26 protein-coding genes are annotated in these 26732 nt (G+C 65.2%); 15 read left to right on the top strand and 11 right to left on the bottom strand.

Annotated elements, in window-relative coordinates:
• Positions 1–84: 84 nt before the first annotated feature.
• Positions 85–495 (bottom strand): PA2817 family protein, encoded by a 411-nt coding sequence (locus tag PA6_RS14080; protein WP_021701602.1) that lies wholly within the window; start codon positions 493–495, stop codon positions 85–87.
• Between the two features lie 138 nt (positions 496–633).
• Between PA6_RS14080 and PA6_RS14075 the strand changes: the two genes are divergently transcribed.
• The 5 genes from PA6_RS14075 to PA6_RS14055 all read left to right on the top strand — a co-directional run bounded on the left by PA6_RS14075 (position 634) and on the right by PA6_RS14055 (position 7313).
• Positions 634–1308 (top strand): transglutaminase-like domain-containing protein, encoded by a 675-nt coding sequence (locus tag PA6_RS14075; RefSeq protein ID WP_021701601.1) that lies wholly within the window; start codon positions 634–636, stop codon positions 1306–1308.
• A gap of 121 nt (positions 1309–1429) precedes the next feature.
• Complete coding sequence (locus PA6_RS14070; protein ID WP_021701600.1) at positions 1430–2362, top strand: ABC transporter ATP-binding protein; 933 nt, start codon at positions 1430–1432, stop codon at positions 2360–2362.
• A complete protein-coding gene (locus tag PA6_RS14065; protein WP_021701599.1) occupies positions 2359–3138 on the top strand; it encodes an ABC transporter permease in 780 nt (259 codons plus the stop codon). Before PA6_RS14070 ends, PA6_RS14065 begins: the two co-directional genes overlap by 4 nt.
• A gap of 81 nt (positions 3139–3219) precedes the next feature.
• A complete protein-coding gene (locus PA6_RS14060; protein WP_021701598.1) occupies positions 3220–4248 on the top strand; it encodes an efflux RND transporter periplasmic adaptor subunit in 1029 nt (342 codons plus the stop codon).
• The gene (locus PA6_RS14055; RefSeq protein WP_021701597.1) at positions 4245–7313 is read left to right on the top strand and encodes an efflux RND transporter permease subunit; all 3069 of its coding nucleotides are present in this window, start codon (positions 4245–4247) and stop codon (positions 7311–7313) included. Before PA6_RS14060 ends, PA6_RS14055 begins: the two co-directional genes overlap by 4 nt.
• Before the next feature lie 105 nt (positions 7314–7418).
• On the opposite strand, the gene PA6_RS23425 is transcribed toward PA6_RS14055, so the two are convergent.
• The 4 genes from PA6_RS23425 to PA6_RS14040 all read right to left on the bottom strand — a co-directional run bounded on the left by PA6_RS23425 (position 7419) and on the right by PA6_RS14040 (position 11398).
• On the bottom strand, positions 7419–7832 hold the full coding sequence (locus tag PA6_RS23425; protein WP_021701596.1) for a hypothetical protein: 414 nt from the start codon (positions 7830–7832) through the stop codon (positions 7419–7421).
• 567 nt (positions 7833–8399) lie between these two features.
• On the bottom strand, positions 8400–9101 hold the full coding sequence (locus PA6_RS14050; protein ID WP_043216716.1) for a tRNA (adenine(22)-N(1))-methyltransferase: 702 nt from the start codon (positions 9099–9101) through the stop codon (positions 8400–8402).
• 300 nt (positions 9102–9401) lie between these two features.
• Positions 9402–10721, bottom strand: coding sequence for a heavy metal sensor histidine kinase (locus PA6_RS14045; protein ID WP_021701593.1), 1320 nt, complete (start codon positions 10719–10721; stop codon positions 9402–9404).
• A complete protein-coding gene (locus tag PA6_RS14040; protein ID WP_021701592.1) occupies positions 10721–11398 on the bottom strand; it encodes a heavy metal response regulator transcription factor in 678 nt (225 codons plus the stop codon). Before PA6_RS14040 ends, PA6_RS14045 begins: the two co-directional genes overlap by 1 nt.
• A gap of 151 nt (positions 11399–11549) precedes the next feature.
• On the opposite strand from PA6_RS14040, the gene PA6_RS14035 reads away from it, so the two are divergent.
• The 4 genes from PA6_RS14035 (at position 11550) to queF (ending at position 15510) form a co-directional block, all read left to right on the top strand.
• On the top strand, positions 11550–12080 hold the full coding sequence (locus tag PA6_RS14035) for a cupredoxin domain-containing protein (RefSeq protein ID WP_021701591.1): 531 nt from the start codon (positions 11550–11552) through the stop codon (positions 12078–12080).
• The gene (locus PA6_RS14030) at positions 12077–13825 is read left to right on the top strand and encodes a copper resistance system multicopper oxidase (protein WP_021701590.1); all 1749 of its coding nucleotides are present in this window, start codon (positions 12077–12079) and stop codon (positions 13823–13825) included. Before PA6_RS14035 ends, PA6_RS14030 begins: the two co-directional genes overlap by 4 nt.
• On the top strand, positions 13812–14516 hold the full coding sequence (locus PA6_RS14025; protein WP_021701589.1) for a copper resistance protein B: 705 nt from the start codon (positions 13812–13814) through the stop codon (positions 14514–14516). Before PA6_RS14030 ends, PA6_RS14025 begins: the two co-directional genes overlap by 14 nt.
• Positions 14517–14682: 166 nt before the next feature.
• Positions 14683–15510, top strand: coding sequence for an NADPH-dependent 7-cyano-7-deazaguanine reductase QueF (gene queF / locus PA6_RS14020; protein ID WP_021701588.1), 828 nt, complete (start codon positions 14683–14685; stop codon positions 15508–15510).
• Between the two features lie 42 nt (positions 15511–15552).
• On the opposite strand, the gene PA6_RS14015 is transcribed toward queF, so the two are convergent.
• The 3 genes from PA6_RS14015 to PA6_RS14005 form a co-directional block, all read right to left on the bottom strand.
• Complete coding sequence (locus PA6_RS14015; protein ID WP_021701587.1) at positions 15553–15816, bottom strand: DUF4404 family protein; 264 nt, start codon at positions 15814–15816, stop codon at positions 15553–15555.
• Between the two features lie 120 nt (positions 15817–15936).
• On the bottom strand, positions 15937–16587 hold the full coding sequence (locus PA6_RS14010; protein ID WP_021701586.1) for a phosphonoacetaldehyde hydrolase: 651 nt from the start codon (positions 16585–16587) through the stop codon (positions 15937–15939).
• Between the two features lie 56 nt (positions 16588–16643).
• Positions 16644–17051, bottom strand: a complete 408-nt coding sequence (locus tag PA6_RS14005) for an acyl-CoA thioesterase (protein ID WP_021701585.1) — start codon at positions 17049–17051, stop codon at positions 16644–16646.
• A gap of 116 nt (positions 17052–17167) precedes the next feature.
• Here PA6_RS14005 and PA6_RS14000 point away from each other — a divergent pair, with 116 nt between their 5' ends.
• Positions 17168–17869, top strand: a complete 702-nt coding sequence (locus tag PA6_RS14000; RefSeq protein WP_021701584.1) for an MlaA family lipoprotein — start codon at positions 17168–17170, stop codon at positions 17867–17869.
• A gap of 49 nt (positions 17870–17918) precedes the next feature.
• Here PA6_RS14000 and PA6_RS13995 read toward each other — a convergent pair whose 3' ends face one another.
• On the bottom strand, positions 17919–18218 hold the full coding sequence (locus PA6_RS13995; RefSeq protein WP_021701583.1) for a PilZ domain-containing protein: 300 nt from the start codon (positions 18216–18218) through the stop codon (positions 17919–17921).
• A 214-nt stretch (positions 18219–18432) separates the two neighbouring features.
• Between PA6_RS13995 and rssB the strand changes: the two genes are divergently transcribed.
• Positions 18433–19617: a two-component system response regulator RssB gene (gene rssB / locus PA6_RS13990; RefSeq protein WP_021701582.1), complete on the top strand. Its 1185-nt coding sequence runs from the start codon at positions 18433–18435 to the stop codon at positions 19615–19617.
• On the top strand, positions 19614–20108 hold the full coding sequence (gene rssC / locus PA6_RS13985; RefSeq protein ID WP_021701581.1) for an anti-sigma factor antagonist RssC: 495 nt from the start codon (positions 19614–19616) through the stop codon (positions 20106–20108). Before rssB ends, rssC begins: the two co-directional genes overlap by 4 nt.
• A 67-nt stretch (positions 20109–20175) precedes the next feature.
• Here the strand turns inward: rssC and tal are convergent, their stop codons facing one another.
• On the bottom strand, positions 20176–21099 hold the full coding sequence (tal, locus tag PA6_RS13980; RefSeq protein WP_021701580.1) for a transaldolase: 924 nt from the start codon (positions 21097–21099) through the stop codon (positions 20176–20178).
• Between the two features lie 124 nt (positions 21100–21223).
• Positions 21224–22219, bottom strand: a complete 996-nt coding sequence (dusA, locus tag PA6_RS13975; protein ID WP_081693987.1) for a tRNA dihydrouridine(20/20a) synthase DusA — start codon at positions 22217–22219, stop codon at positions 21224–21226.
• Positions 22220–22402: 183 nt separating this feature from the next.
• On the opposite strand from dusA, the gene PA6_RS13970 reads away from it, so the two are divergent.
• Genes PA6_RS13970 through PA6_RS13960 form a run of 3 tightly spaced genes read left to right on the top strand, consistent with a single transcriptional unit; the run spans position 22403 to position 26546 of the window.
• Positions 22403–23137 carry an efflux RND transporter periplasmic adaptor subunit gene (locus PA6_RS13970; protein WP_370453119.1) on the top strand — a complete coding sequence of 245 codons (735 nt, stop codon included), beginning with the start codon at positions 22403–22405 and terminating at the stop codon, positions 23135–23137.
• On the top strand, positions 23134–24453 hold the full coding sequence (locus tag PA6_RS13965; RefSeq protein ID WP_021701577.1) for an efflux RND transporter periplasmic adaptor subunit: 1320 nt from the start codon (positions 23134–23136) through the stop codon (positions 24451–24453). Before PA6_RS13970 ends, PA6_RS13965 begins: the two co-directional genes overlap by 4 nt.
• The gene (locus tag PA6_RS13960; RefSeq protein ID WP_172491636.1) at positions 24450–26546 is read left to right on the top strand and encodes an efflux RND transporter periplasmic adaptor subunit; all 2097 of its coding nucleotides are present in this window, start codon (positions 24450–24452) and stop codon (positions 26544–26546) included. Before PA6_RS13965 ends, PA6_RS13960 begins: the two co-directional genes overlap by 4 nt.
• Positions 26547–26732: the final 186 nt, after the last annotated feature.

The raw sequence follows: 26732 nt of genomic DNA, 5'->3' as shown, positions 1-26732 counted from the left end.
ACGAAACGCCACCCACTCGGGTGGCGTTTTCGTTTGTGGCCGCAAGGCCATGAAAAAGCCCCGCATCAGCGGGGCTTTTTCGTTTCAGTGCTGGGCGCTGTCGTCGGGCAGGGCCAGCAGCTGTTTTTCCCGGTTCCAGTCGAACGGCTCGTCGTTTTCCTCGGCCTCGAAGCGGCGCTCGTCGAGGCGCTGGTAGAGGGCGATTTCTTCATCCGGCATGAAGTGCAGGCAGTCGCCGCCGAAGAACCACAGCAGGTCGCGCGGCACCAGATGGGCGATCTGCGGGTAGCGATGGAACACCTGGCTGATGATGTCCTGGCCCAGGTACTGGCTGCTCTCCGGATCGCTGGGCAGCTGCGCGACCAGCTCGTCGAAGCGTTCGAGGAACAGCGCGTGGCTGTCGTCCTCCACCTGTTCGGCTTCGCCCAGGGCGACCAGGATGCCGCGCAGGTGGGCGAGCAGGGCGAGGTGATGGTCGAGGTAGTGGGTAGCCATGGTGCGAGTCCTGAAAACATGAACGGACGCGGATTATAGAGAGGCACACCGCGCGGCGACAGGGCCGCCATGCTTGGCCGGATTGCCGCTTTCGGCACGGGGTGGCGCCGTTAGACTGGGGCAAACAGGGAGACATGCATGCACGCCAGCCTCAGCCCCGCCCGCTTCATCGACAGCGATCACCCGCTGGTCATCGACTTCGCCGAGCGCTGGCGCGGTGCCAGCCGCGACCCGCGCGAACAGGCGGTCAATCTGTATCGGGCGGTGCGCGACGAGATCCGCTACAACCCCTACGTATTCAGCGCCGACCACGACACGCTCAAAGCCAGCCACGCGCTGGCGGCGGGGGAGTCCTACTGCGTGCCCAAGGCCCTGCTGCTGGCGGCCTGTGCGCGGCACTGCGGGATTCCCGCGCGCATCGGTCTGGCCGACGTGCGCAATCACCTGTCCACCCCGCGCCTGATCGAGATGCTGCGCAGCGAAGTGTTCGCCATGCATGGCTACACCGAGCTGTTCCTTGAGGGGCGCTGGGTCAAGGCCACGCCCGCCTTCAACCTGGCACTGTGCCGGATGTTCAAGGTGGCGCCGCTGGAGTTCGACGGGCGCGCGGACAGCGTATTCCATCCCTTCAACGCCAAAGGCGAGCGCTACATGGAGTACCTGGTCGACCACGGCCAGTTCGACGATCTGCCGGTGGAGCTGTTCTTCGCTCACCTGCGCCAGTGCTACCCGCACCTGTTCGAGGTGGATTCGGCCTTCCTGCGCGGCGACCTGCAGGCCGAAGTCGCCGCCATGAAGCGCGTCGATAGCTGACATCAGTTCGGCGGGCTTCTTTTCGCGGCGCCGAGCGGGCAGGCTAGTCTGTAACCAGAGGTTGCAAATAGCCGCGCGCGACCTTATCTAAGCCATCCCCTTGCCGAAGTAAGCGCACAACATGACCTCTGCACTGTCCATCCGGCAGCTGACCAAGACCTACGCTAATGGCTTCCAGGCCCTCAGGGGCATCGACCTGGAGGTGGAAGAGGGCGACTTCTTCGCCTTGCTGGGCCCCAACGGCGCCGGCAAGTCCACCACCATCGGCATCCTCTCCACCCTGGTGAACAAGAGCGGCGGCACGGTCGAGGTGTTCGGCCACGACCTCGATCGCGACCCCTCCGGCCTCAAGCGCTGCCTGGGCGTGGTGCCGCAGGAGTTCAACTTCAACCAGTTCGAGAAGTGCTTCGACATCCTCACCACCCAGGCCGGCTACTACGGCATCCCGCTCAAGCTGGCCAGGGAGCGCGCCGAGCAGTACCTGACCCAGCTCGGCCTGTGGGACAAGCGCAACAACGCCTCGCGCGAGCTGTCCGGCGGCATGAAGCGCCGCCTGATGATCGCCCGCGCGCTGATCCACCAGCCGCGCCTGCTGATCCTCGACGAGCCCACCGCCGGCGTGGACATCGAACTGCGCCGCTCGATGTGGAGCTTCCTCACCGAGCTAAACCAGCAGGGCATCACCATCATCCTCACCACCCACTACCTGGAGGAGGCCGAGCAGCTCTGCCGTAACATCGGCATCATCGACCACGGCCGCATCGTCGAGCGCTCCAGCATGAAGGACCTGCTGAAGACGCTGCACGTGGAAACCTTCCTCCTCGACCTCAAGGAAGCGACCCTGGTCATGCCGCAGCTGAGTGGCTACCCGGCGCAGCTGGTCGACGACCACACCCTGGAAGTGCAGGTGGAGAAGAGCCAGGGCATCAACGATCTGTTCCGCCAGCTGGCGGCGCAGAAGGTCGAGGTGCTCAGCCTGCGCAACAAGAGCAACCGCCTGGAGGAGCTGTTCGTCTCCCTGGTCGAGAAGAACCTGGAAAAGGTGGCCAAATGAGCCCGGAACTCGCCTCCAACTGGGTCGCCCTGCAGACCATCGTGCGCCGCGAAGTGCGGCGCTTCATGCGCATCTGGGCGCAGACCCTGCTGCCGCCGGCCATCACCATGGCCCTGTACTTCGTGATCTTCGGCCGCCTGATCGGCAGCCAGGTCGGCGGCGTGGGGCAGTACTCCTACATGGAGTTCATCGTGCCCGGCCTGATCATGATGTCGGTGATCACCAACTCCTACAGCAACGTGGTGTCGAGCTTCTTCTCCAGCAAGTTCCAGCGCAACGTCGAGGAGCTGCTGGTGTCGCCGGTATCGCCGCACACCATCCTCATCGGCTACACCATCGGCGGTGCGCTGCGCGGCCTGGCGGTGGCCTTCATCGTCACCCTGCTGTCGCTGTTCTTCACCCAGCTGCAGGTGCATCACCTGGGCGTGACGGTGCTGGTGATCCTGCTCACCGCCATCACCTTCTCCTTGGGCGGTTTCATCAACGCGGTGTATGCGCGCAACTTCGACGATATCTCGATCATCCCGACCTTCGTACTGACGCCGCTGACCTACCTGGGCGGGGTGTTCTACTCGATCAGCCTGCTGCCCGAGTTCTGGCAGACGGTGTCGTTGGCCAACCCGATCCTGCACATGGTCAACGCCTTCCGCTACGGCATCCTCGGCGTGTCCGACATCAATATCGGCATTGCCATCGGCATGATGCTGCTGGCCAGCACGGTGCTCTACGTCGTCTGCATTCGCCTGCTGAAGAGCGGCCGCGGCATGCGCCAGTAAGCATCGCGTAACATTTTCGGCGGTCGGCAAGCCCGGTCGGCATCGTTAGACTCGACCGCTTGGACAACAAGAGGTCGCTCGATGACTATCCGCCGCCGTCACGCCCTGTTCATCGCTTCCCTGCTCGCCATCGCCGCGCCTGCGGCCCTGGCCGAGCGACCTCCACTGGTGGAAGTGGTGCAGCCCGAGCGAGCGCTGGTGCGCGACGAGCTGGTGACCTTCGGCTCGCTGCGTTCGGACGAGTCGACCATGATCCGTCCGGAAGTCGACGGCCGCGTCGCCAGCCTGCAGTTCCGTGAGGGCCAGGCGGTCAAGGCCGGTGATCTGCTGGTCAGCCTGGATGACGCCATCGCCCGCGCCGAGCTGGCCCAGGCTCGCGCCAACCTGGACCTGGCCGAGAAGAGCTTCGAGCGCACGCAGATGCTGTTCAAGCGCGGCGCCAGTAATGCGCAGACCCTCGACGAGGCGCAGTCGCAGCTGCAGGCGGCGCGCGCCAGCCTGGCCCTGGCCCAGGCGCGCTTGGACAAGACGCAGATCCGCGCGCCCTACGACGGCGTGCTCGGCCTGCGCCTGGTCAGCGCTGGCGACTACCTCAGCGCCGGCGACAATATCGTCAACCTGGAAGTGCTCGACCCGCTCAAGGTGGACTTCCGCATCCCGCAGAAGGCGGTCAGCCAGGTGCGCCTGGGCCAGGCCATCGAGTTGAGCCTGGACGCCTATCCCGGCGAGCGTTTCCGTGGCGAGATCATCGCCCTCAACCCGCGCCTGGACGAAGTCGGCCGCAGCCAGGCGCTGCGCGCGCAGGTGGCCAATGCCGACCAGCGCCTCAAGCCCGGGCAGTTCGTCAAGGTCTCGGTGATCCTCGCCGAGCGCCCGCAGGCCCTGCTGATTCCGGAAGAGGCGGTGATGCCGCTGGGTCAGTTGCTGTTCGTCAACCTGGTGGTGGACGGCAAGGTCGAGCGCCGGCAGATCCGCCTGGGCCAGCGCCAGCGCGGCAAGGCCGAGGTGGTCGAGGGTCTGGACGGCAGCGAGACGCTGATCAGTGCCGGCTGGCAGAAGGTCGCGCCGGGCCGCGAGGTGCGCAGCGAACCGCGGGGTGAGTTGCAATGACCCTGTCCGACATCTGCATCCGCCGGCCGGTGTTCGCCACCGTGCTGTCGCTGATCATCGTGCTGCTCGGCCTGCTGGCCTACCAGCGCCTGGCGGTGCGCGAATACCCCAACATCGACGTGCCGATCGTCACGGTCAACGTCATGTACCCCGGCGCCAGCCCGGAGATCATGGAGTCGCAGGTCGCCCAGCCGGTCGAGGACGTGCTCTCCGGCATCGAGGGCCTGGACTTCGTCAGCTCCATCAGCCGCTCGGAGAACACCCAGATCACCGCGCAGTTCCGCCTCGGCACCGACTCCGACGAGGCGGCCAACGACGTGCGCGACCGCCTGGGCCGGGTGCGCAGCCTGCTGCCGGACGAGATCAACGAACCGATGGTGCAGAAGGTCGAGGCCGACGCCCAGCCGGTGATCTGGCTGGCCTTCTACAGCGAGCGTTTCTCCGCCATGGAGATCACCGACGTGATCGAGCGGGTGGTGCAGGATCGTCTGCAGACCATTCCCGGCGTGTCCGAGGTGCTGATCCGCGGGGCGCGCACCTATGCCATGCGCATCTGGCTGGATCCGGAGAAGCTGGCCGCGCATGACCTGACGGTGCAGGACGTGGAGGACGCCCTGCGCCGGCAGAACGTGGAGATTCCCGCCGGGCGCATCGAGTCGGTGCAGCGCGAGTTTTCCGTGCTGGCGGAGACCGACCTGCGGACCCCCGAGCAATTCAACCAGTTGATCCTCGACGACTCGCGCGGCTACCTGCTGCGCCTGGCCGACGTCGGCTACGCCGAGATCGGCGCCGCCGACGAACGCACCCTGGCGCGCTTCAATGGCCGCTCGGCGGTGGCCGTGGGGATGATCAAGCAGGCCACGGCCAACCCGCTGGACATCTCCGATGGCCTGGAGCAGGCGCTGCCGAGCATCCGCAAGCTACTGCCCGAGGGCATGGAGATGCAGGTGTCGAACGACAACTCGCAGTTCATTCGCGAGTCGATCGACAACGTCTACACCACCATCTGGGAAGCGGTGCTGCTGGTCATCCTGATCATCTTCCTGTTCCTCCGCTCGCTGCGCGCCACCCTGATCCCGCTGGTAACCATCCCGGTGTCGCTGATTGGCGCCTGCGCGCTGATGGCGCTGATGGGCTTCTCCATCAACACCCTGACCCTGCTGGCCATGGTGCTGGCTATCGGCCTGGTGGTGGACGACGCCATCGTGGTGCTGGAGAACATCCACCGGCACATCGAGCAGGGCATGCGCCCCCTGCAGGCGGCCTTTGTCGGCAGCCGCGAGATTGCTTTCCCGGTGATCGCCATGACCCTGACCCTGGCCGCGGTGTACGCGCCGATCGGCTTCATGCAGGGCACGACGGGAAAACTCTTTACCGAATTCGCCTGGACCCTGGCCGGTGCCGTGCTGGTGTCCGGCTTCGTCGCCCTGACCCTGTCGCCGGTGATGTGCGCCTACCTGCTCAAGGCGCATTCGCCGCAGCAGCACCACAGTCGCCTGTACAACCTCATCGAGCGCGGTCTGGAGGGGCTGAATCAGGGCTATGGGCGCCTGCTGCAGCGGGTGCTGCGCGCCTGGTGGCTGATGCTGGTGGTGCTGGCAGCGATGCTCGCCCTGTGCGCCTGGCTGTTCCTCGGCCTGCGCAGCGAGCTGGCGCCAACCGAGGACACCGGCACCATAGTCGGCTCGATCAACGGCCCGGACGGCGCCACCCTCGGCTACACCAGCCGCTACGCCAAACAGCTGGAGGAGGCCTACGCCTCCATCCCCGAGGCCAACCGCTACATGGTCATAGTCGGTTTCCCCACGGTGGCCCAGGGCCTGTCGTTCATGAAGCTGGAGGACTGGGACGAGCGTGAGCGCAGCCAGTTCGAGATCCGCGACGAGCTGCTGCCCAAGCTGCAGGACATCCCCGGCGTGCGCGCCTTCCCGATCAACCGGCCGCCGCTGGGGCAGAGCGCGCGTAACCAGCCGGTCAACTTCGTCATCCGCTCCTCGCTGGAATACGCCGAGCTGCAGCCCTACGTCGAGCAGTTGCTGGCCGAGGTGCGCGACTACCCGGGCCTGGAAAGCCTGGACAGCGACCTTAAGCTCAACACGCCGCAGCTCAAGGTCACGGTCAACCGCGAGCAGGCGGTGGCGGTGGGCACTGACGTGGCCACCATCGGTCGCAGCCTGGAGAGCCTGTTCGGCAGCCGCCAGGTGACCCGCTTCAAGCAGAACGGCGAGCAGTACGACGTGCTGGTGCAGTTGCAGGACGTCGACCGCAGCAACCCGGACGACCTCAACCGCGTCTACGTGCGCGGTCGCGACGGCAGCATGGTGCAGCTGTCCAACCTGATCGAGGTGCGCGAGACGGTGGCGCCGCGCGAGCTCAATCACTTCAACCAGCTGCGCGCGGTAACGGTCACCGCCAACGTCGGCTCCGGCTACACCCTGGGCCAAGCGCTCGATCACCTGGAGGAGCGGGCGCGGGCGATCTTCCCGCCTGACACCCAGTTCGACTACACCGGTACCTCGCGTGACTTCAAGGAGTCCGAGAGCGGGATGGCGCTTATCTTCGTGCTGGCCCTGGTGTTCATCTTCCTAGTGCTGGCGGCGCAGTTCGAGAGCTTCCTCGACCCGCTGATCATCCTGTTCAGCGTGCCGCTGTCGATGGCCGGCGCGCTGCTGGCGCTGACCCTGTTCGGCGGCACCCTGAACATCTACTCGCAGGTCGGCCTGGTGACCCTGATCGGGCTGATCACCAAGCACGGCATCCTTATCGTCGAGTTCGCCAACCACCTGCTGCGCGAAGGCCGCGATTTGGGCGAGGCGGTACTGGAGGCGGCGCTGCAGCGCCTGCGGCCGATCCTGATGACCACCGGCGCGATGGTCCTCGGCGCGGTACCCCTGGCTATCGCCAGCGGCGCCGGCGCCGAGAGCCGCCAGCAGATCGGCATGGTCATCGTCGGCGGCCTGCTGGTGGGCACCTTCTTCACCCTGTTCGTGGTGCCGACGCTGTACATGCTGCTGCGCCGCTGGCGGCCGATCAAGGTGGAGCGGGGCGAGGTTGGGTTGGCTTAGGTTGTTTGCAGGCTGGGGGTGGTTGCTAATGGCCAGGAGGGGCTGTTTGGCTTGTAAATAGATCTGTGCCTCATTGCCTAACTACCCCGCTCTTTACCATATTAGTCAGCCAGCTCTGTTAAGGGGCGGAAGTTCCCCGTAAGTGGCGAAGTATTCCTCTAACGCCTGGCTTTCTGTGGCTCGGGGCGAATCTGAGCTAATCAATGAAATCACAAGCTGCTCATAGGGGAATGCTTCAGAAATTGCTTTGTGTTTTTTTATTCGTACACCACATTCATGCCCTCGGGATAGGTGCTGTGGCGAGAGACTTTTCTTGAGATCTATGACTCGATCAATGAAGGATGCAGCCATTCCAATGTAGAGCACACCTTCTGAGTCTGTGCCCAGAAGTCGCTGCACCGGAATGGTTTCATCTGAGTCCACTGCTTGAAGGCACGCTACCTTGTATACGCCACCGGATGTTCCAAAGGATGACTCGATACGTTCCCAGAAGTCTGATGATGCAATTCGTGCTTTCATTGGGTCTCCTACTAATGCTGCATCAGTGACAAAAAATAAGACTAAATGGCGCTTCGGTTTTCGCTTCCATCCAGCCAAGTGACACAGTTTTTAGATTGCCAAATACCGTCTCGCAAATATGGCCGTATCGACAGTAGTCATCAAGAGACCAATCCCCTCCATGGATGAATACTCCGCACAATGTTGAGTAAGCATTGTTTTGGATACGCCATGCTTGTTGCGGTGCCTCATTTTCGAGTCTGACATCTAGGTCCGCTCTCAGCCAATCCGTGAATCCACTTGCAGAATGGCATGGACAGTTGCCAGTCAGAATTGAGTTGCAAATCTCATTGGCCTGCTTACTTGATACTCTGGATTTCCAGATGATTACCTTCGCTTCTGAGTCGAAAGTCGTCACATACATAGATAGTGTGTAGTTGAAATTATTAACTTTCATTAAAAATAACCCATTAACCCACATCATTGTCTCCAGTTTGTAGTCAGCCGCGTAACAGGTTTCAGGTCGCCCTAAGCGCCCGGTGACGGCAATTGAAGTGCACTGGATTTGTGGTTGCTGCTCTGTTTAATTCAGGCTTGAACGAGCAGTTCGACGATCCACCCGACCTGTTGGGTGAGCTCTTGCACCTTGTCTTCAGGTACGGCCTGCCGAGCCTGGGCGAAGTGGGTCAGGGTTCGTCGCTTCAGATGCAATAGGCGCTGCCATTTGGCCAGAAAGGCTGGGCTGCGCTTCTGTAATTGCAGTGGGCCGAAGTACAGCTCCTGGGTGCTATAGCGCACCGGCCCGGTGCGTTCGGCGACGATGATTTCGTAGTTGAAGCGGTTTTCCCGCAGTACTTCCTCGTGGAGGATGCGGTAGCCATTGTCCATCAGCCATTGGCGCAGGGGTTGCTCGCCGCCGTTGGGCTGCAGGATCAGGCGCTCGTAGCCGGTAAGGCGTGCCTTGTCGCGGTCGAGGATGTCGCGGATCGTCTCGCCGCCCATGCCGCAGAGGCTGATGGCGCTGATTCGGTCTTCCGGCTCGATCGCCGCCAGGCCATTGGCCAGACGCACGGCGATTCGCTGGCTCAGGCCATTTTCACGCACGGTTCGTTGCGCCGCGTGAAAGGGCGTCAACGCCACCTCGCCGGCCACCGCCGCCGCGATGACGCCGCGCGTCATCAAGGCTACGAGCAGATAGCCGTGATCCGAGCCGATATCGGCCAGCCGCGCGCCTGCCGGGATATGCGCCGCCACGCGCTCCAGGCGCTCGGACAATCTTTGTTCGTTCAACTGCTGCCTCTGCTCACCACGATCATCCGGCACGTCGGGCCGGAACGGCGGGCGATTCTGTCGGGCAACAGTGGGCCTGGCAAATTTCTGCGACCAATGCCCTGGCTCGGCGTGCAGGGGCGATGCACGTACATCCCTGCTCATGGGGGGGTGTATCGATTTAGCCGAGTGGAGATACAGCGGCGGACTGCTTTTGCCTCCTCTGCCTTTCACGGGAGAGGGCGAGCTGACCAATACCCTCTCCCCCAGCCCCTCTCCCACAAGTGGGAGAGGGGAGTTTCCGCGATCCGAAGTAGGCTCTTAGGCGGGAAACTCCAGGATAAAGCGCGTCCAGCCCTCGGCCGACTCGCAGCGAATCGCGCCACCGTGGGCCTGGACGATGGAGCGGGCGATGGCTAGGCCCAGCCCGGCGTGTTCGGCGCCGCCCTCGCGGCGTGCCGGGTCGGCGCGGTAGAAGCGGTCGAACAGGCGCTCGCGAAGATCCAAGGGGATCTCGGGGCCCTGGTTGGCCACCTCGATGCGCACCTTGGCACCCTGTTGCGCGCTGCTCAGGTGCAGCTCGCCGCCGCGCGGGGTGAAGCGCAGGGCGTTGTCGATCAGGTTGCTCAGGGCGCGGTGCAGCAGGGCGCGGTCGGCGCTCAGCGCGGCCTGGCCGTCAACGTGTAGGTGCACCCCGGCTTCCTCGGCCAGCGGGGTGAAGTATTCGGCCAGCGCCGTCAGTTCCCGCTCCAGGGCGAGCGTCTCGCGGCGGGTCTGCAGCAGGCCGTTGTCGGCCTTGGCCAGCAGCAGCATGTCGCCGACCATCTGCGCCAGGTGCTGCAGCTCCTCCAGGTTGGAGTGCAGGGCTTCCTGGTAGTCCTCCAGAGCGCGCGGCTGGCTGAGGATGACCTGGGTCTGGGTCAGCAGGTTGGACAGCGGCGTGCGCAGCTCGTGGGCGATGTCGGCGGAGAAGGCCGAGAGGCGGGCGAAGGCGTCTTCCAGGCGAGCCAGCATGGCGTTGAACGACGCGGCCAGCTCGCCCAGTTCGGCCGGCAGGGCGTCCGCCGGCAGGCGCGCGGTCAGCGAGCTGGCGGAGACCTGCTGGGTCACCCGGGTCATCTGGCGTAGCGGGCGCAGGCCGCGGCGCGCGACCCAGGCACCGAGCAGGGCGGTGGCCAGGGCCGAGAGGCCGACGCACAGCCAGATCAGCCGCTGCATCTGTTCGAGGAAGTGCTGGTGGTGGGTGATGTCCAGCAGCAGGGTCAGGCGCAGGTCGCCCTGCTTCGTGCTCATCACCCGGTAGGCGGTGTCCTGGTGATTCCAGTGCTGCGTGTGCGGCAGGCTGTCCGGCAGCGCGCGGCTGCTGAACCAGACCTGGCCGTCCGGCCCCTCGATGCGCAGCGCCAGTTCAGGGTGGCGCTGCAGTTCCTGTTCCAGCGCCGGGCGCCGCGCAACCAGCGCCGTGGTGCTGGTCACGCCCTGCAGCAGCTCGGTGAATACCGCCAGCTTGCCCTGCAGCTGCTGCTGGTCGAGTTCGATGAAGTGCATTTCGCTGGCGCGGCTGAACAGCGCGCCGGCCAGCAGCGCCACGGCGGCGGTGCAGGCGGCGAACAGCAGGGCGAGGCGGTTGGCCAGTGACATCAGGCGCGCGCCTCCAGCACATAGCCCATGCCGCGCACGGTGTGGATTAGCGGCTGGGCGAAGCCGTCGTCGACCTTGGCGCGCAGGCGGCGGATGGCTACCTCGATGACGTTGGTGTCGCTGTCGAAGTTCATGTCCCACACCTGCGAGGCGATCAGCGACTTGGGCAGTACCTCGCCCTGGCGGCGCAGCAGCAGTTCCAGCAGGGCGAACTCCTTGGCGGTCAGCTCGATGCGCTGGCCGCCGCGCTCGGCACGGCGGCGCAGCAGGTCGAGGCTCAGGTCGGCCAGCTGCAGGGTGTTGTCCTGCGGTGCGCCATTGCTGCGCCGCAACAGCGTGCGCACCCGCGCCAGAAGCTCGGTGAAGGCAAAGGGCTTGACCAGGTAGTCGTCGGCGCCGGCCTCCAGGCCGCGTACGCGGTCTTCCACCGCGTCGCGGGCGGTGAGAAACAGCACCGGCACGTCCAGCCCGGCCGCGCGCACGCTGCGCAGGATCTGCCAGCCGTCGCGGCCGGGCAGCATCACGTCGAGGATCAGCAGGTCATGCTCGCCGGACAGCGCCAGCTGCTCGCCGCTGACGCCGTCGCCGGCCAGCTCCACGGCGAAGCCAGCCTCGGCCAGGCCCTGGCGCAGGTACTGGCCGGTCTTGGGTTCGTCTTCGACGATCAGCAGCTTCATCGGGGCATTCGCAAGGCAGGGGCGTTGCCGGCTTTATACGCCAGGCGCCGGGCTGAATGAACCCAGCTGACAAAGTTGTAATCTTCGCGTCAGCTTGACGCCAGTTGCTGCGGCCTAGAGTGGGGCATCTTCCATCCCCGGAGCCTTACTCATGTCCGCACGTTTTGTTCTGCCGCTGCTCTGCGCCCTCAGCCTGCCGGCGCTGGCCGACCAGAGCCATCACACTTTCGGCAAGCCGGCCAAGGCTGCCGATGCCGATCGTACCGTCGAGATCACCCTGGGCGACATGTACTACGAACCGGCTTCGGTGCAGGTCAAGGCCGGCGAGACCGTGCGTTTCGTGCTGAAGAACGAGGGCGCGCTGCTGCACGAGTTCAGCCTGGGCGACGCCGCCATGCATGCCGAGCACCAGAAGCACATGTTGATGATGCAGCAGATGGGCATGCTGACGCCGACCGCCATGCAGCACGACATGAGCAAGATGGACCATAGCCAGCACGACATGAGCGGCATGCAGTACGGCAAGATGACTCACGACGACCCCAACACGGTGATGCTCGAACCGGGGCAGAGCGCCGAGCTGACCTGGACCTTCGCCCAGGCTACCGGCCTGGAGTTCGCCTGCAACATCCCCGGCCATTACCAGGCCGGCATGGTCGGTAACGTCGAGGTGCAGCCGTGAAACGCCTGCTACTTGCCGCCGGACTGCTGGGCCTGAGCCTGGTTGCCCAAGCTGGTCGTTATGAACTGGTGATCGACGAGGGCCTGGTGCGCTTCTCCGACGGCGTGCGGCCGGCGCTGACCGTCAACGGGCAGAGTCCGGCGCCGGAGCTGCGCTTCCAGGAAGGCGAAGAAGTGGAGATCGCCGTCACCAATAAGCTGGATCGCATGACCGCGCTGCACTGGCACGGCATCATCCTGCCCTACACCCAGGATGGCGTGCCGGGCATCAGCTTCCCCGGCATCCAGCCCGGCGAGACCTTCACCTACCGCTTCACCCTCAACCAGTCCGGCACCTACTGGTACCACGCCCATGCAGACTTCCAGGAGCAGGAGGGCATCTACGGCCCGCTGATCATCGAGCCGAAAAAACGCGAGCCGTACCGCTACGACCGCGAATACACCGTGCTGCTGTTCGACTGGCAGGACGAGAGGCCGGAACGCACCCTGGCCAACCTGAAGAAGCAGGCCGACTACTACAACGACCAGCAGCCGACCCTTGGCGATCTGTTCCGTGACGCCAAACGCGATGGCTGGGGCGCGGCGCTTAAGGACCGCTGGGACTGGGGCAATATGCGCATGGCCAAGACCGACATCGCCGATGTCAGCGGCTTCCGATTCCTGGTCAACGGCCGCGATACCGAGCAGAACTGGACTGCGCTGTTCAAGCCGGGCGAGCGGGTACGCCTGCGCATCATCAACGGCTCGGGCATGAGCTACTTCGATCTGCGCATCCCCGGCCTGGCCATGACCGTGGTGCAGGCCGACGGCAACGATGTGCAGCCGGTGGTGGTGGATCAGCTGCGCATTGCCGTGGCCGAGACCTATGACGTGATCGTCCAGCCGCGCGAGGACAAGGCCTATACCCTGTTCGCCGAGTCGATGGACCGGCGTGGCTATGCCCGCGCCACCCTGGCGCCGCGCCCCGGCATGCAGGGCGAGGTGCCGGCGCTACGCGAGCCGCGCCTGCTGACCATGGCCGATATGGGCATGGCCCATGCCGGGATGGATCATGGCGGTATGGCTGGTATGGATCATTCAGCCATGCAGGGCATGGATCATTCGAATATGGCGGGTATGGATCACTCGGCGATGGCCGGGATGGATCACGCGCAGATGGCCGGGATGGACCATGGCGCGATGAACCACGCGGCCATGGCCCAGGCGAACAATCCGGACTACGCCGCCGGCAGTGGTATCGCCCCCGAGCCGGTGGAGGGTGGACGGGTGCTGGTCTACGGCGACCTCAAGGCCATGCGTCCGGCCGCTGGTTACCGCGCGCCGGACCGCACCATCGAGCTGCAGCTGACCGGCAACATGGAGCGCTACTTCTGGTCGTTCAACGGCGTGAAGTACTCCGAGGCCGAGCCGATCCGCCTCAAGTTCGGCGAGCGGGTGCGCTTCCGCTTCGTCAACCAGACCATGATGAACCACCCCATGCACCTGCACGGCATGTGGATGCAGCTGGACAAGGGCAACGGCCAGTTCAACCCGCTCAAGCACGTGGTCAACGTGGTGCCGGGGCAGACCCTGGAAGTCGACGTGCCGGTCGATGCCATGGGTGAGTGGGCCTTCCACTGTCACCTGATCTACCACATGGGCAGCGGCATGTTCCGCAAGATCGTGGTGGAGGCGGCCGATGGCAGTACCCAGCCGTTCTATAGCGAGCAACCAGCGGCCAAGGAGAGCAAACATGCGCACCATTAATCTGCTGTCGGCGCTGCTGCTGGCCACCCCGGCGCTGGCCATGGAGCAACATATGGACGCCATGCCGGTGGCCAAGCTGGCCGTGGATCACCTGGAGCAGCGCTTCGACGGCGATGAGCAGGCGCTGGCCTGGGAGCTGGAGGCGACCTACGGCAACGACCTGCACAAGGCGGTGCTGAAAAGCAGCGGCGAGCGCGCTGATGGCGGCCCCACCGAGTCCAGCGAGACCCAGCTGCTGTACCGGCGCATGGCCAGCGAATTCTTCGATTGGCAGGCCGGCCTGCGTCATGACGACCAGCCGGGCCCTTCGCGCGCCTATGCGGTGCTCGGCCTCAAGGGGTTGGCGCCGCAGTGGATCGAGCTGGACGCCAACTTGTTCGTCAGCGAACGCGGCGACCCCTCGATGCGCGTCGAAGCCGAGTACGAGCTGCTGCTGACCCAGCGCTGGGTGCTGGAACCCAAGCTGGAGTACGACCTGGCGCTGGCCGACGACCGTGATCTGGGCGTCGGCGCCGGTGGCAGCACCCTGGAGGCGGGCCTGCGCCTGAACTACCGGGTCAGCCCGCAGTTCTCGCCCTATGTCGGCTACGTCTGGGAGAAGAGCTACGGCCGCACCGGCGACTGGCTGCGCGAAGAAGGCGAGCACGACGAGGAGGGCGCCTGGGTAGTGGGGTTGAAGTTCTGGCTGTGAATCACCCCCACTCTCCTGTGGGAGAGGGAGTAAGCCCGCCTGTAGCCCGGATGCAATCCGGGAAGCAGGCTACTCCGTCACCGGATTGCATCCGGGCTACGGGGGACGAGAGGAGGGCGGGCATGGAGTACAATGCCCGCCGTTTTTCGTTTCTCAGGCCACCGCCATGCAGCATCCCGCCGAACACTCGCCGCTGGGCAAATCCAGCGAGTACGTTTCCCAGTACGCCCCCGAACTGCTGTTCCCCATTTCCCGCACCACCAAGTGGGCCGAACTGGGGCTGGAGGCCGGCAAGCTGCCGTACCAGGGCGTGGACTACTGGAACTGCTACGAGCTGTCCTGGCTGACGCCCTCCGGCAAGCCGGTGGTGGCCATCGGCGAGTTCGCCATCCCGGCCGACTCACCGAACATCATCGAGTCCAAGTCGTTCAAGCTCTACCTCAACTCGCTGAACCAGAGCGCCTACGCCGACGCGGCGGAGGTCGAGCGGCTGCTGGCGCGCGACCTGTCGGCCTGCGCCGGTGCGCCGGTGCGCGTGCGTGTGCGCAGCCTCGACGAGGTGGCCGCCGAGGGCGTGGCGAATTTGCCGGGGCGTTGCATCGACGACCTGGAGATCGCGGTCAGCGACTACGCCCATCCGCGGCCGGAGCTGCTGCGCTGCGCCGATCAGGTAGTGGAAGAGGTGCTCTACAGCCACCTGCTGAAATCCAACTGCCCGGTCACCGGCCAGCCTGACTGGGGCACGCTGGTCGTCGACTACCGCGGCCCGCGCCTGGAGGCGGCGAGCCTGCTGGCTTACGTGGTGAGCTTCCGCCAGCACCAGGATTTCCACGAGCAGTGCGTGGAGCGGGTGTTCCTCGACCTGCAGCGCCTGCTGCAGCCCGAGCGGCTGACGGTTTACGCACGCTATGTGCGCCGTGGCGGGCTGGACATCAACCCCTACCGCAGCACCGAGGCGATCACGCCGGACAACCGCCGCCTGGTGCGCCAGTAACGAAAAAGCCCGCGAATGCGGGCTTTTTGTTGGGCGGTCGGGCTAGATGCCCATGTTGGCCAGGCTCTGCAGGATATTGCGCAGGGTGCCGGTGAGGGTCGGGTGCTGGCTCTCGAAGCGCTCGACTGCCAGGTTGACGCCGTCGACCAGGGTGGCGTCTGGATCGCTGGCCAGCTCCTTGGCCAGTTTCAGGTCGATCTCCTGCATCAGCTCAAGCAGCGCGGCGCGGTCATCCGCGTCCAGCGGGGTATCGGCGGCGAGCTCTTCGCGCAGTTGCTGGAAATGTTGCTGCAGGCGTGCGGACATGGTCGTCTCCTTCTGGGCTACTGCAGAGTTGACCCGAACATCGTGTGCGGGTTCGCTCCCTCTGCCTGAAGGTTAATCCATGGCACCTGCGCCTGCCTGATCCAGGACAAGTTTTGGATGTCAGGGTTTTTCGCCCTTGCTGCGGCGTATGGCCAGGTCATCCAGGCAGGCGGGTAGCTCACCGGGGTGGTCGATCACCGAGTGTGCGCCGAGGCGGTACAGCTCCAGGGTGGCCTGGGCGCGCAGTTTCTCGCGCTCGGCGGCGGACAGCGCCTGCCAGTCGCCCAGCGCCAGGCCGCACAGCGGGCCGCAGGCGGCCAGGCCGACGCACCAGAGCCCGGCGTTAAGCCCGGCCTGCAGAAGGCGTGGCTCGCTGGCGATCAGCACGCAGCCGTCCAGGCGCTCCACTTCGAGTTCGCCGAGGGCCTGCCAGATGGCATCCGGCGCCGGCCAGCGGCGCGCAGTCTGCTGGCGACAACCGCGAACGCCGCGTGGCAGGGCGCTGGCCAGGATCTGAGTGACGGACTCTGGCAGTTCGTCCAGCCAGGCGTGGGGCAGATGGCGGGTATGCAGCTGCTGCAGCAGCTCGACTATCCCGGGCAGGGTCTCGGCGCGTTCGGCGGCGCTGGCTTGCAGCGCCGGCAGCAGGCGCGGGTGCTGGGGATCGCTCAGGCCGCTGTGTTGCAGGGCGATCGGCAGGGTGCGGGCGCCATGGTCGACCAGGCAGCCGGTGAGGCCGAAGAGCAGGGCAGTGAACGGGGACTCTGGCATGCGACTCGTTTCCCGAAGCGGTCGGGGCAGGCTAACGAGCGCGTATGACGATCCGGTTACGCGCCCATGACCTGGCGCAGGTCCTCTGGCACCGGCACCGAGGTGCCGCTGGCATGGTCGATCCAGACCAGCTTGCAGTGGCCCTCGCCGTAGCAGTTGTGCGGATCTTCCAGGGTGCGCAGGCGGTGCTCCACCACCAGGCTGCTGCGCCCGACCGCGCCGGCGTAGAGCTCGATCACCACGGTGGCCGGGTGCACCACCGGCTTCAGGTAGGTGTGCAACGTCTGCAGGACCACCGATCCCTGAGGTGCATGATCGATGTGGATGCCGACGCGGGTGAACCAGTCCACCCGTGCCTCCTGGACGTATTCCAGGTACACGGTGTTGTTGACGTGGCCGTAGTTGTCCATGTCGCCCCAGCGCACGGGAATATGGGCGGTGTGGAGTAGGCGTTTATCCGGCATGCTGGAGTCCGCTATGCTGCTGCCTTATCAGGCCGCGATGTTTATACTGCGCGGCCTGGAAAGATTTCCGGCTGGCCACGCGCCGCCACACTACTGATGCGATGGGGAGACTGCAAATGCGAGTGATCGAAGCGAGCTGGCTCGATCGTCTGGGCCGCCTGTGCGCTTGCGCCGTGCTGGCCGTACTGCCGCTGGCGGCGAATGCCGCCGATGAAGACCCCTGGGAAGGTTTCAATCGCCCGGTGTTCAGCTTCAACGACACCCTCGACACCTATGCGCTGAAGCCCGTGGCCAAGGGTTATCAGGCGGTTACCCCGCAGTTCTTCGAAGATGGCGTACATAACGTATTTCGCAATATCGGCGACGTCACCAACCTGGCCAACAACCTGTTGCAGGGCAAGGTGCACGACGCCGGCGTCGACGGCGGCCGCCTGATCTTCAACACCACCTTCGGTCTGCTCGGCTTCTTCGACGTGGCCAGCGAGATGGGCCTGCAGCGCAACGACGAAGACTTCGGCCAGACCCTGGGTGCCTGGGGCCTGGGCAGTGGTCCGTATCTGGTGGTGCCGTTCCTCGGCCCGAGCAGCCTGCGCGACGCGCCGGCCAAGATCCCGGACAGCTTCCTCGGCCCTTACCCCTACATCGACCATGTGCCGACGCGCAACGTCACCCGCGCGGTGAATGTGGTCGATACCCGCGCCAGCCTGCTGTCGGCGGAGAAGATGGTCTCCGGTGACAAGTACATCTTCGTCCGCAACGCTTACCTGCAGAACCGCGAGTTCCGGGTGAAGGACGGCGAGGTGGTGGACGACTTCTGATTCGTCCAGCGCAAACAGCAGAAAGGCGGCCTAGGCCGCCTTTCTCGTTTCAACTCATCGACAGTATCGCCAGGCCGATCGCTGTGCGGCCATCTTCGAGTGGGGTAACGCGCACCACTTCGGCGTGGGCGTCGAGGCCCTTGAGTTCGCTGTGTTCGGACGGAATGTGCACTTTCACCTGGTCACCCATGGCGACCTGGCAGTTGGCCTCCACCTGCATACCGGTGCTGGACAGGTCGAGGCACAGGGCCTGGATTTCCTTGCCGGCGTGATGCAGGGTGACCGGGGTTTCGAGTTGCATGCGGATGAAGTCACGCTTCTCGCTGTAGGCACGATCATTCTGGCTCATGGACCCTATCCTCTTGTTTTAAGGGCGCTCCCCGAGGGTCTTATAACCCCCGCCGATTTGAGGTGTAAAGGCGCTGGGCGACAATCGGCAGGCGGCTTGAATCACCTGGAAGATGGGAGTACCGTCTGCGCCGTGAATCGTCCGAGTACAGCTGTTTTTCTGTGTGCGGATGGCAAATTCAATCATTTTCCGGCGTCGTTTGCCTGGATGGCCCATGCACAAACCCAGCGCCAAGCTGCTGCTTATCGATGATGACGAGGTGGTGCGAGCGAGTCTCGCCGCCTATCTAGAGGACAGTAGTTTCCAGGTGCTGCAGGCCGGAAACGGGCTGCAGGGGCTGGAAGTGTTCGAACGCGAACAGCCCGACCTGATCATCTGCGACCTGCGCATGCCGCAGATCGACGGCCTCGAACTGATCCGCCGGATTAGTCAGATCAACAGCGAGATGCCGGTCATCGTGGTGTCCGGTGCCGGGGTCATGAGCGACGCGGTGGAAGCCCTGCGTCTGGGCGCTGCCGACTACCTGATCAAACCCCTCGAAGACCTGGCCGTGCTGGAGCACTCGGTGCATCGCGCGCTGGATCGGTCGCGCCTGCGCCTGGAGAACCAGCGCTACCGCGAGAAGCTGGAGGCGGCCAACCGCGAGTTGCAGGCCAGCCTGCACCTGCTGCAGGAAGATCAGAACGCCGGGCGTCAGGTGCAGATGAACATGCTGCCGACCACGCCCTGGGAGGCGGACGGCCTGCATTTCGCCCATCAGATCATTCCGTCGCTGTACCTGTCCGGCGATTTCGCCGACTACTTCCGTGTCGACGAGCACCGGGTCGCCTTCTACCTGGCCGACGTTTCCGGCCATGGCGCTTCTTCGGCCTTCGTCACCGTGCTGCTCAAGTTCATGACCACGCGTCTGCTCTACGAGTGGCGGCGTAATGGCGTGTTGCCCGAGTTCAAGCCGTCCGATGTGCTCGGCCATATCAACCGTGGCCTGATCAACTGCAAGCTGGGCAAGCATGTGACCATGCTGGGCGGGGTGATCGACCTGCAGAGTGGTCAGCTGACCTACAGCATCGGCGGGCATCTGCCGCTGCCGGTGCTGTTCAGCGAGGGCGAGGCCCGCTATCTAGAAGGTCGTGGTCTGCCGGTGGGGTTGTTCGAAGAGGCCAGTTACAACGACCTGGTGATGCAGCTGCCGCCATCCTTCAGCCTGAGCATGATGTCCGACGGCATTCTGGACCTTTTGCCCGGCGACACGCTCAAAGAGAAGGAAGCCGCGCTGCCCAGACTGGTCAGCGAGGCCGGAGGCACGCTGGATGGCCTGCGCCAGGTGTTCGGGCTGGCCAATCTGCGCGATATGCCGGATGATATTGCCTTGCTGGTGTTGAGCAGGAACCTTGCATGAATCCTGGGAATAGCCCCGGTAGGATCCAGTTCGCCGAGCAGGACGGTACCTTCGTTCTGAAGTTCATTGGCGAAGTCCGCCTGACCCTGTGTTCGGCGCTGGATTCAACAATCGAAAAAATCTTCTCGGCGCTGAATTTCTCGGCGATCGTGATCGATCTGACGGAAACCCGCAGTATCGATAGCACCACTCTCGGGCTGCTGGCCAAGCTGTCCATTCTGTCGCGGCAGAAGATCGGCCTGTTGCCCACCGTGGTCACCACCCACGAGGACATCACCCGTCTGTTGCAGTCGATGGGCTTCGATCAGGTGTTCAACATCGTCGATCGCCCGATTCCCTGCCCGGAGTGCCTGAGTGACCTGCCGTCGCAGGATCAGTCGGAAGAGGTGGTCAAGGCCAAGGTACTGGAAGCGCACCGCATCCTGATGGGGCTCAACGAGTCCAACCGCGAGGCCTTTCACGACCTGGTGAACGCGCTCGAGCGCAGCTGACCGAGCCAACGCGCATTAAAAAAGGGCGATATCCCCGCGGATATCGCCCTTTTTGTTTGCGCCGGGACTAGCGGCGAGCGGCCAGCAGCGCCTCCAGTTTTTCCTGGTCGCGGGCGAACAGGCGGATGCCTTCGGCCAGCTTCTCGGTGGCCATGGCGTCTTCGTTCATGGCCCAGCGGAAGGCGCTCTCGTCCAGTGCCTGGCGTGCTTCGCCAGTGCCGGGGGTGAGGATGCGCGGCAACTGGCCCTGGTCGTCGGCCAGCTGCTGCAGCAGCTCTGGGCTGATGGTCAGGCGGTCGCAGCCGGCCAGCTGCTCGATCTGCCCCAGGTTGCGGAAGCTTGCGCCCATCACCACGGTGCCGTAGCCGTTGGCCTTGTAGTACTGGTAGATGCGCGACACGGACTTCACGCCCGGGTCCTCGGCGCCGACGAAGTCGCGGCCCTCGGCCTTCTTGTACCAGTCGTAGATACGTCCGACGAAGGGCGAGATAAGGAATACCCCGGCCTCGGCACAGGCCACGGCCTGGGCGAAGGAGAACAGCAGGGTCAGGTTGGTCTGGATGCCGGCCTTTTCCAGTTGCTCGGCGGCGCGGATGCCCTCCCAGGTCGAGGCGATCTTGATCAGCACGCGCTCGCGGCCGATACCGGCCTGGTCGTAGAGGCCGACAAGGCGCTCGGCGCGGCGCAGGGTGGCCTGGGTGTCGAAGGACAGGCGGGCGTCCACCTCGGTGGAGATGCGCCCCGGAATCACCTTGAGGATTTCCTGGCCGACGGCCACGCCGAAGCGGTCGCAGGCCAGGCCCGGGTCGCCAGCGCAGCCGGCCACGGCCTGGTCGAGCAGCTCGGCATAGCGTGGCAGGGCGGCGGCCTTGAGCAGCAGCGAGGGGTTGGTGGTGGCATCCACCGGCTTGAGTCGGCTGATGGCGTCGAGGTCGCCGGTGTCGGCGACCACGGTGGTGTACTGCTTGAGTTGTTCCAGCTTGGAGGTCATGACGAGGCCCTGTCGTTGCATGACCCCGACCTTACCCGAGCCACGCGGGGCGCTTCAACGTCTGGCTCGGGCTTTTCCGCTGCTGGGGGAGAGAAGCGCTGCCACGCGCGCTGGAATGACCGTTTCAGTGGCCGGCGAGCAGTTCGATGGCTTGGTCGAGCAGGGCCAGGGGGTCGGAGGTCTTGTGCACGTCCACCGAGAGCAACTGGCGGAAGCGCCGCGCTCCCGGAAAGCCCTGGGCCAGGCCCAGCACATGGCGGGTGATGTGGTGCATGGCGCCGCCCTCGGCGAGGTGTCGCTCGATATAGGGGCGCATGCGCGTCAGTGCCTCGGCGCGGCTGATCACCGGGCGGTCCAGGCCGAATAGCTGCTGGTCGACCTGCGCCAGCAGATAGGGATTGTGGTAGGCCTCGCGGCCAAGCATCACGCCGTCGAAGGTCTGCAGGTGCTGCTGGCACTCTTCGAGCGTCTTGATGCCGCCGTTGAGGATGATCTCCAGGTCCGGGAAGTCCTGCTTGAGCTGCGCGGCGACCTCGTAGCGCAACGGCGGGATCTCGCGGTTCTCCTTGGGCGACAGTCCTTCGAGAATGGCGATGCGCGCGTGCACGGTGAAGCTGGTGCAGCCAGCCTCGCGCACGGTGCCGACGAATTCGCACAGCTCGGCGTAGCTGTCGCGGCCGTTGATGCCGATGCGGTGCTTGACCGTGACCGGGATGTCCACCGCATCGCGCATGGCCCTGACGCAATCGGCCACCAGCTGCGGATGGCCCATCAGGCAGGCGCCGATCATGTTGTTCTGCACCCGGTCGCTGGGGCAGCCGACGTTTAGGTTGACCTCGTCATAGCCATGCGCCTGCGCCAGGCGCGCGCATGCAGCCAGATCCGCCGGGTTGCTGCCGCCCAGCTGCAAGGCCAGCGGGTGTTCGCAATCGTGGTAGCGCAGGAAGCGCTGGGTATCGCCATGCAGCAGGGCGCCGGTGGTGACCATCTCTGTGTAGAGCAGGGCGCGGCTGGACAACTGGCGCAGGAAGAAGCGGCAATGGCGGTCGGTCCAATCCATCATCGGGGCGACGGAGAAACGTCTTGCTACAGCTCGTTGATTTATAGTGAAAGCGCTCATCAGGGTGCCGTTTTGGCTTCTACAAGTGCCTTTAGTAGCACACGAAGCATGGAGTTTTGGGCATTATATAGTTGTCCTACCTTCGCTGTTGAAGGTGGTTTTGCTTCGCACTGTGGCTCTGGTAAACAAGGATGTACGATGCGGCTTTACGTTTTCGGCTTGGTACTTGGTTCAATCGCTACGATGCACAGTCAAGGGCTCTATGCTCAAGAGGCTCTGCTTGACCCTCTCGTTGTGTCGGAAAATCATTCAGAAACACGCCAGATCCGAGGTGTTTTGAAGGCCCGTGATCAGGCGGTTTTGTCCAGTGAACTTGCCGGGCGCATCGTTGACATGCCGTTTGCTGAAGCTCAGCGCTTCGCCAAGGGTGATGTTTTGGTTCGTTTCGACTGCAGTGCCTATCAGGCACAGCTCAACGCCGCGAACGCTGCAAGTCGTGCTGCCCGCGAGGAGCTGAAGAACAAGCAGCAACTGGCCGCGCTCAACTCCGTCGGCCGCTTCGAGGTGGCCCTGGCAGAGGCGCGCCAGGCGCAATCCCAGGCCGAGGCCCAGGTCTACCAGGTGCAGGTGCAGCGCTGCCAGGTGAAGGCCCCCTACGACGGCCAGGTGGTCAACCGCCGCGTGCAGCCCCATGAGAGCGTGCCCGGCGGCGCGCCGCTGCTGGAGGTGGTGGACAACCGCACCCTGGAGATCCACCTGCTGGTGCCCTCGCGCTGGATCGGTGCCCTCAAGCCGGGCCAGCCCTTCGAGTTCATCCCCGACGAGACTGGCACGCCGCTCAAGGCAGAGGTCAAGCGCCTGGGCGCGCGCATCGACGAAGGCAGCCAGACGCTGCTGCTGATCGGTGGACTGCCCGAGGGTGCACAGGGCCTGGTGGCCGGCATGAGCGGTAGTGCGCGCTTCCCGGAGGCGCGATGAACGCACCGGTGCCCGGTTTTGCTGAGCGTGTCTTCGCGGTCTTCCTCAGCCTACAGGCCCAGGCCCGACAGGCCGCTACGACAGAGCAACTGGCCTTCGCCATGGTCAACGACGGCCAGGGTCTGTTCGGCTACCGCCATGCGGCACTGTTGATTGCCGGCAAGGTCCGTGCCCTAACCGGCATCAGCGTGGTAGAGCCTAATGCCCCCTTCGTCGCCTTCGTCGAACGGGCGGCGGGGCCGCGCCTAGCCATTGGCCTGCTGGGCGAGCCCTGCATGGTCGACCCGGCCGCGCTGGACGAGAGCAGCCGCGACGACTGGCAGTCGCTGTCCGCGCCCCACGCCTTCTGGCTGCCGCTGAAGGACCGCCAGGGCGCCGTGTTCGGCGGCCTGTGGATCGCCCGCGACACCCCCTGGAGCGAGGCCGAGCAGGCTCTGTTGGTACAACTGGGCGGCACCTATGGTCACGCCTGGCTGGCCCTGCAGCCGCGCAAGCCCTGGCGCCTGCGCTGGCCGAAGAAGAAGCTCCTGGCGCTGGCCGCCGCGCTGGCCCTGGTGCTGCTGGTGCCGGTGCGCCAGTCGGTGCTGGCACCCGCCGAAGTGGTGCCCCAGGGCGGCCGTGTGGTGGCCGCGCCGCTGGACGGGGTAATCGCCCAATTCCTCGTCAAGCCCAACCAGAGCGTCGCCGCCGGTGACCTGCTGGTACTCTTCGACGCCACCACCCTCAAGGCCCAGGCCGATGTCGCCGAACGCGCCCTGGGGGTGGCCGAGGCGGAGCTGAAAGCCAACAGCCAGCGCGCCTTCGCCGATGCCGAGTCCAGCGCGCGCATCGACCTGCTGGCTGCCCGCGTGGAGCAGAAGCGCGCCGAGCGCGACTACGCCAGGCAGTTGCTGGCCCGCAGCGAAGTCCGTGCCGAGCGCGCCGGTATCGCCGTGTTCGCCGATGCCGAGCGCCTCACCGGCAAGCCGGTGCAGACCGGCGAGCGACTGATGCAGATCGCCGACCCGGCCCAGGCCGAACTGCGCATCGAGCTGCCGGTGGGCGATGCCATCGCCCTGGAGCCCGGCGCTGAGGTGGCGCTGTTCCTCGACAGCGACCCGCTCAACCGGCACGACGCGCGCCTGGAGCGTGCCGCCTACGAGGCCCAGGCCACCGCCGCCGGGCAACTTGCCTACCGCCTCGACGCGGCCTTCGCCGACGCCCCGCCGCGCATCGGTCTGCGCGGCACCGCCAAGCTGTTCGGCGCCCGTGCGCCGCTGGCCTATTATCTGCTGCGCCGGCCCCTGGCGGCGCTGCGCCAGAATCTGGGGTTGTGATGCTGCCGGCCCTGCGTTCCGACTTGCAGCTGTCCGCCGCTGCGCCAACCCGCCAGGGCGCCCCGCAATGGACCCTGGCCGACCCGCTGCGCGGCCGCTATTTCAAGCTCGGTGCGGCGGCCGTGCGCTTGCTGCGCCACTGGTCTCTGGGTGATCCCCGCGCGGTGCTGGCAGCAGCCAACGCCGAGCCGGGCGCGCCACTCGGGGCCGGTGAGTTGGAGCAGATGCTGCGCTTCCTGCGCGGGCACGACCTGATCGCCGCCCTCGACCCGGAGCAGCGCGCCAGCTACAGCCTCAAGCGCGCCAGCACGCGGCGCAGCCTGTGGCAGCAGGTGCTACACCAGTACCTATTCTTCCGCATCCCGCTGTGGCGGCCGGACCGCTTCCTCAATCGTGCCTGGCCGGTGCTGGAACGCAACGGGCCCTGGCTGCTGCGGTGTGGGCTGCCGGTGATCCTGTTGTTCGGGTTGTTCCTGGTGGCGAGGGACTGGGAGCGCTACCTGGCCACCTTCCCGCACCTGTTCAGTCTGGGTGGCGCCCTGGCCTTCGGCATCGCGCTGACCTTTGCCAAGCTCTGCCACGAGTTTGGCCACGCCTTCATGGCCAAACGCGCCGGCTGCCGAGTGCAGAGCATGGGGCTGGCCTTCATGGTGCTGCTGCCGATGTTCTACACCGACGTCAGTGACGCCTGGCGGGTGCAGGACCGCCGCTCGCGGCTGCTGATCGGCGCCGGTGGGGTGCTGGCCGAGCTGGTGCTGGCGGTGCTGGCGCTGCTGGCCTGGTCGTTGCTGCCGGACGGGCCATTGCGCACCGCGGCCTTCATGCTCTCCAGCGCCACCTGGATCACCACCTTGGCGATCAACCTCAACCCCTTCATGCGCTTCGACGGCTACTTCCTGCTCAGCGACCTGTGGGAAGTGGAGAACCTACAGAACCGCGCCTTCGCCCTATGCCGCTGGCGACTGCGCGAGGCGCTGTTCGGCTACGCCGAGCCGGCCCCCGAGCCCTGGCCCGAGGCTATGCGCCGGCGTCTACTGGTGTGGGGCTACGGGGCCTGGATCTGGCGTGCGGCGCTGTTCTTTGGTATCGCGCTGACGGTGTATCACCTGTTCTTCAAGGTGCTGGGCATCTTCCTGATGCTGGTGGAGCTGGTGTGGTTCATCGGCCTGCCGATCTGGAAGGAGTTCGGCGAGTGGTGGCAACGCCGCGACCAGGCCGACCCACGCAAGGTGCTGCTCACCGGCTCGGCCCTGGGGCTGGTGCTGCTGGCGTTGCTGGTGCCCTGGCGTAACGCCGTAGAGGTGCCGGCCATGTTGGAGGCCGCGCGCACCGGCACTCTGCACGCACCGATAGGTGCACGGGTCAAGGCGGTGCGGGTGAAGGACGGCGACACGGTGGAGCAGGGCGCTCTGCTGGTGGAGCTGGAGTCCCCTGACCTGGACGCGCGCCAGGGCATCGTCCGCCGCGAGATCGACATCCTCCAGTTGCAATTGCGACGCCAGTCCGGGCGCAGCGAGACCGCCGCCGACACAGGGGTGATCGAGCAGCAGTTGGCCGAGGCCGTGGCCGAATACCGCGGCCTGGCCGCCAAGCGCGAGCGCCTTCAATTGCGCGCGTCCCTGGCAGGCGTGGTGCGCGACCTGCCGCCGGACCTGATAGTGGGCCGCTGGCTGCACAGCGGTGAGCCCCTGGCTCGGGTGATCGCCCCCGGGTTGCGCCTGCGTGGCTACCTGGCCGAGGAGAACCTCTGGCGGGTCGCGCCGGGCACCGAAGGCCGCTTCATCGCCGACGACCCGGCGCGGCCGGCCCTGCCGGTGCGCCTGGACGAGGTGGACACCACCGGCGTCGCCTTCCTGGAATTGGAGAGCTTGGCCTCCGACCACCACGGCCAGGTGGCCGTGCGACGCAATGCCCAGCAACGCGCCGAGCCGGTCCATGCCCAGTACGGCGTGCGCCTCAGCCTGCTGAATGACCAGCCAGCCGCCGACCAGCCTGTGCGCGGGGTTGTGGTGCTGGAGGGTAGGCGACAGTCAGTGCTGGGTTCAGCTTTGCGTCGTCTTGCTGCATTGGCTGTGAGAGAAAGCGGCTTTTAGGTCAGGATGTAGAGCAAGAGCGCTTCTATGTAGTGTTACACCAGACGTACCTTAATGCTTCGATCTGTTACCTGTGCTCGAAATGTCGCTGTGACTAGAGGTGCCTTTTGGTAGCCCTGTAGGTTTGGTGCCGAGTAAAGACGCGAACATATGGTCGCTTTACTCGCTGCTAGCGCAGATCTTTAC

Origin of the sequence: Aquipseudomonas alcaligenes NBRC 14159 (assembly GCF_000467105.1) — a bacterium.
Classification (GTDB): domain Bacteria; phylum Pseudomonadota; class Gammaproteobacteria; order Pseudomonadales; family Pseudomonadaceae; genus Aquipseudomonas; species Aquipseudomonas alcaligenes.
This window is presented reverse-complemented; position numbering and strand designations above follow the sequence as displayed.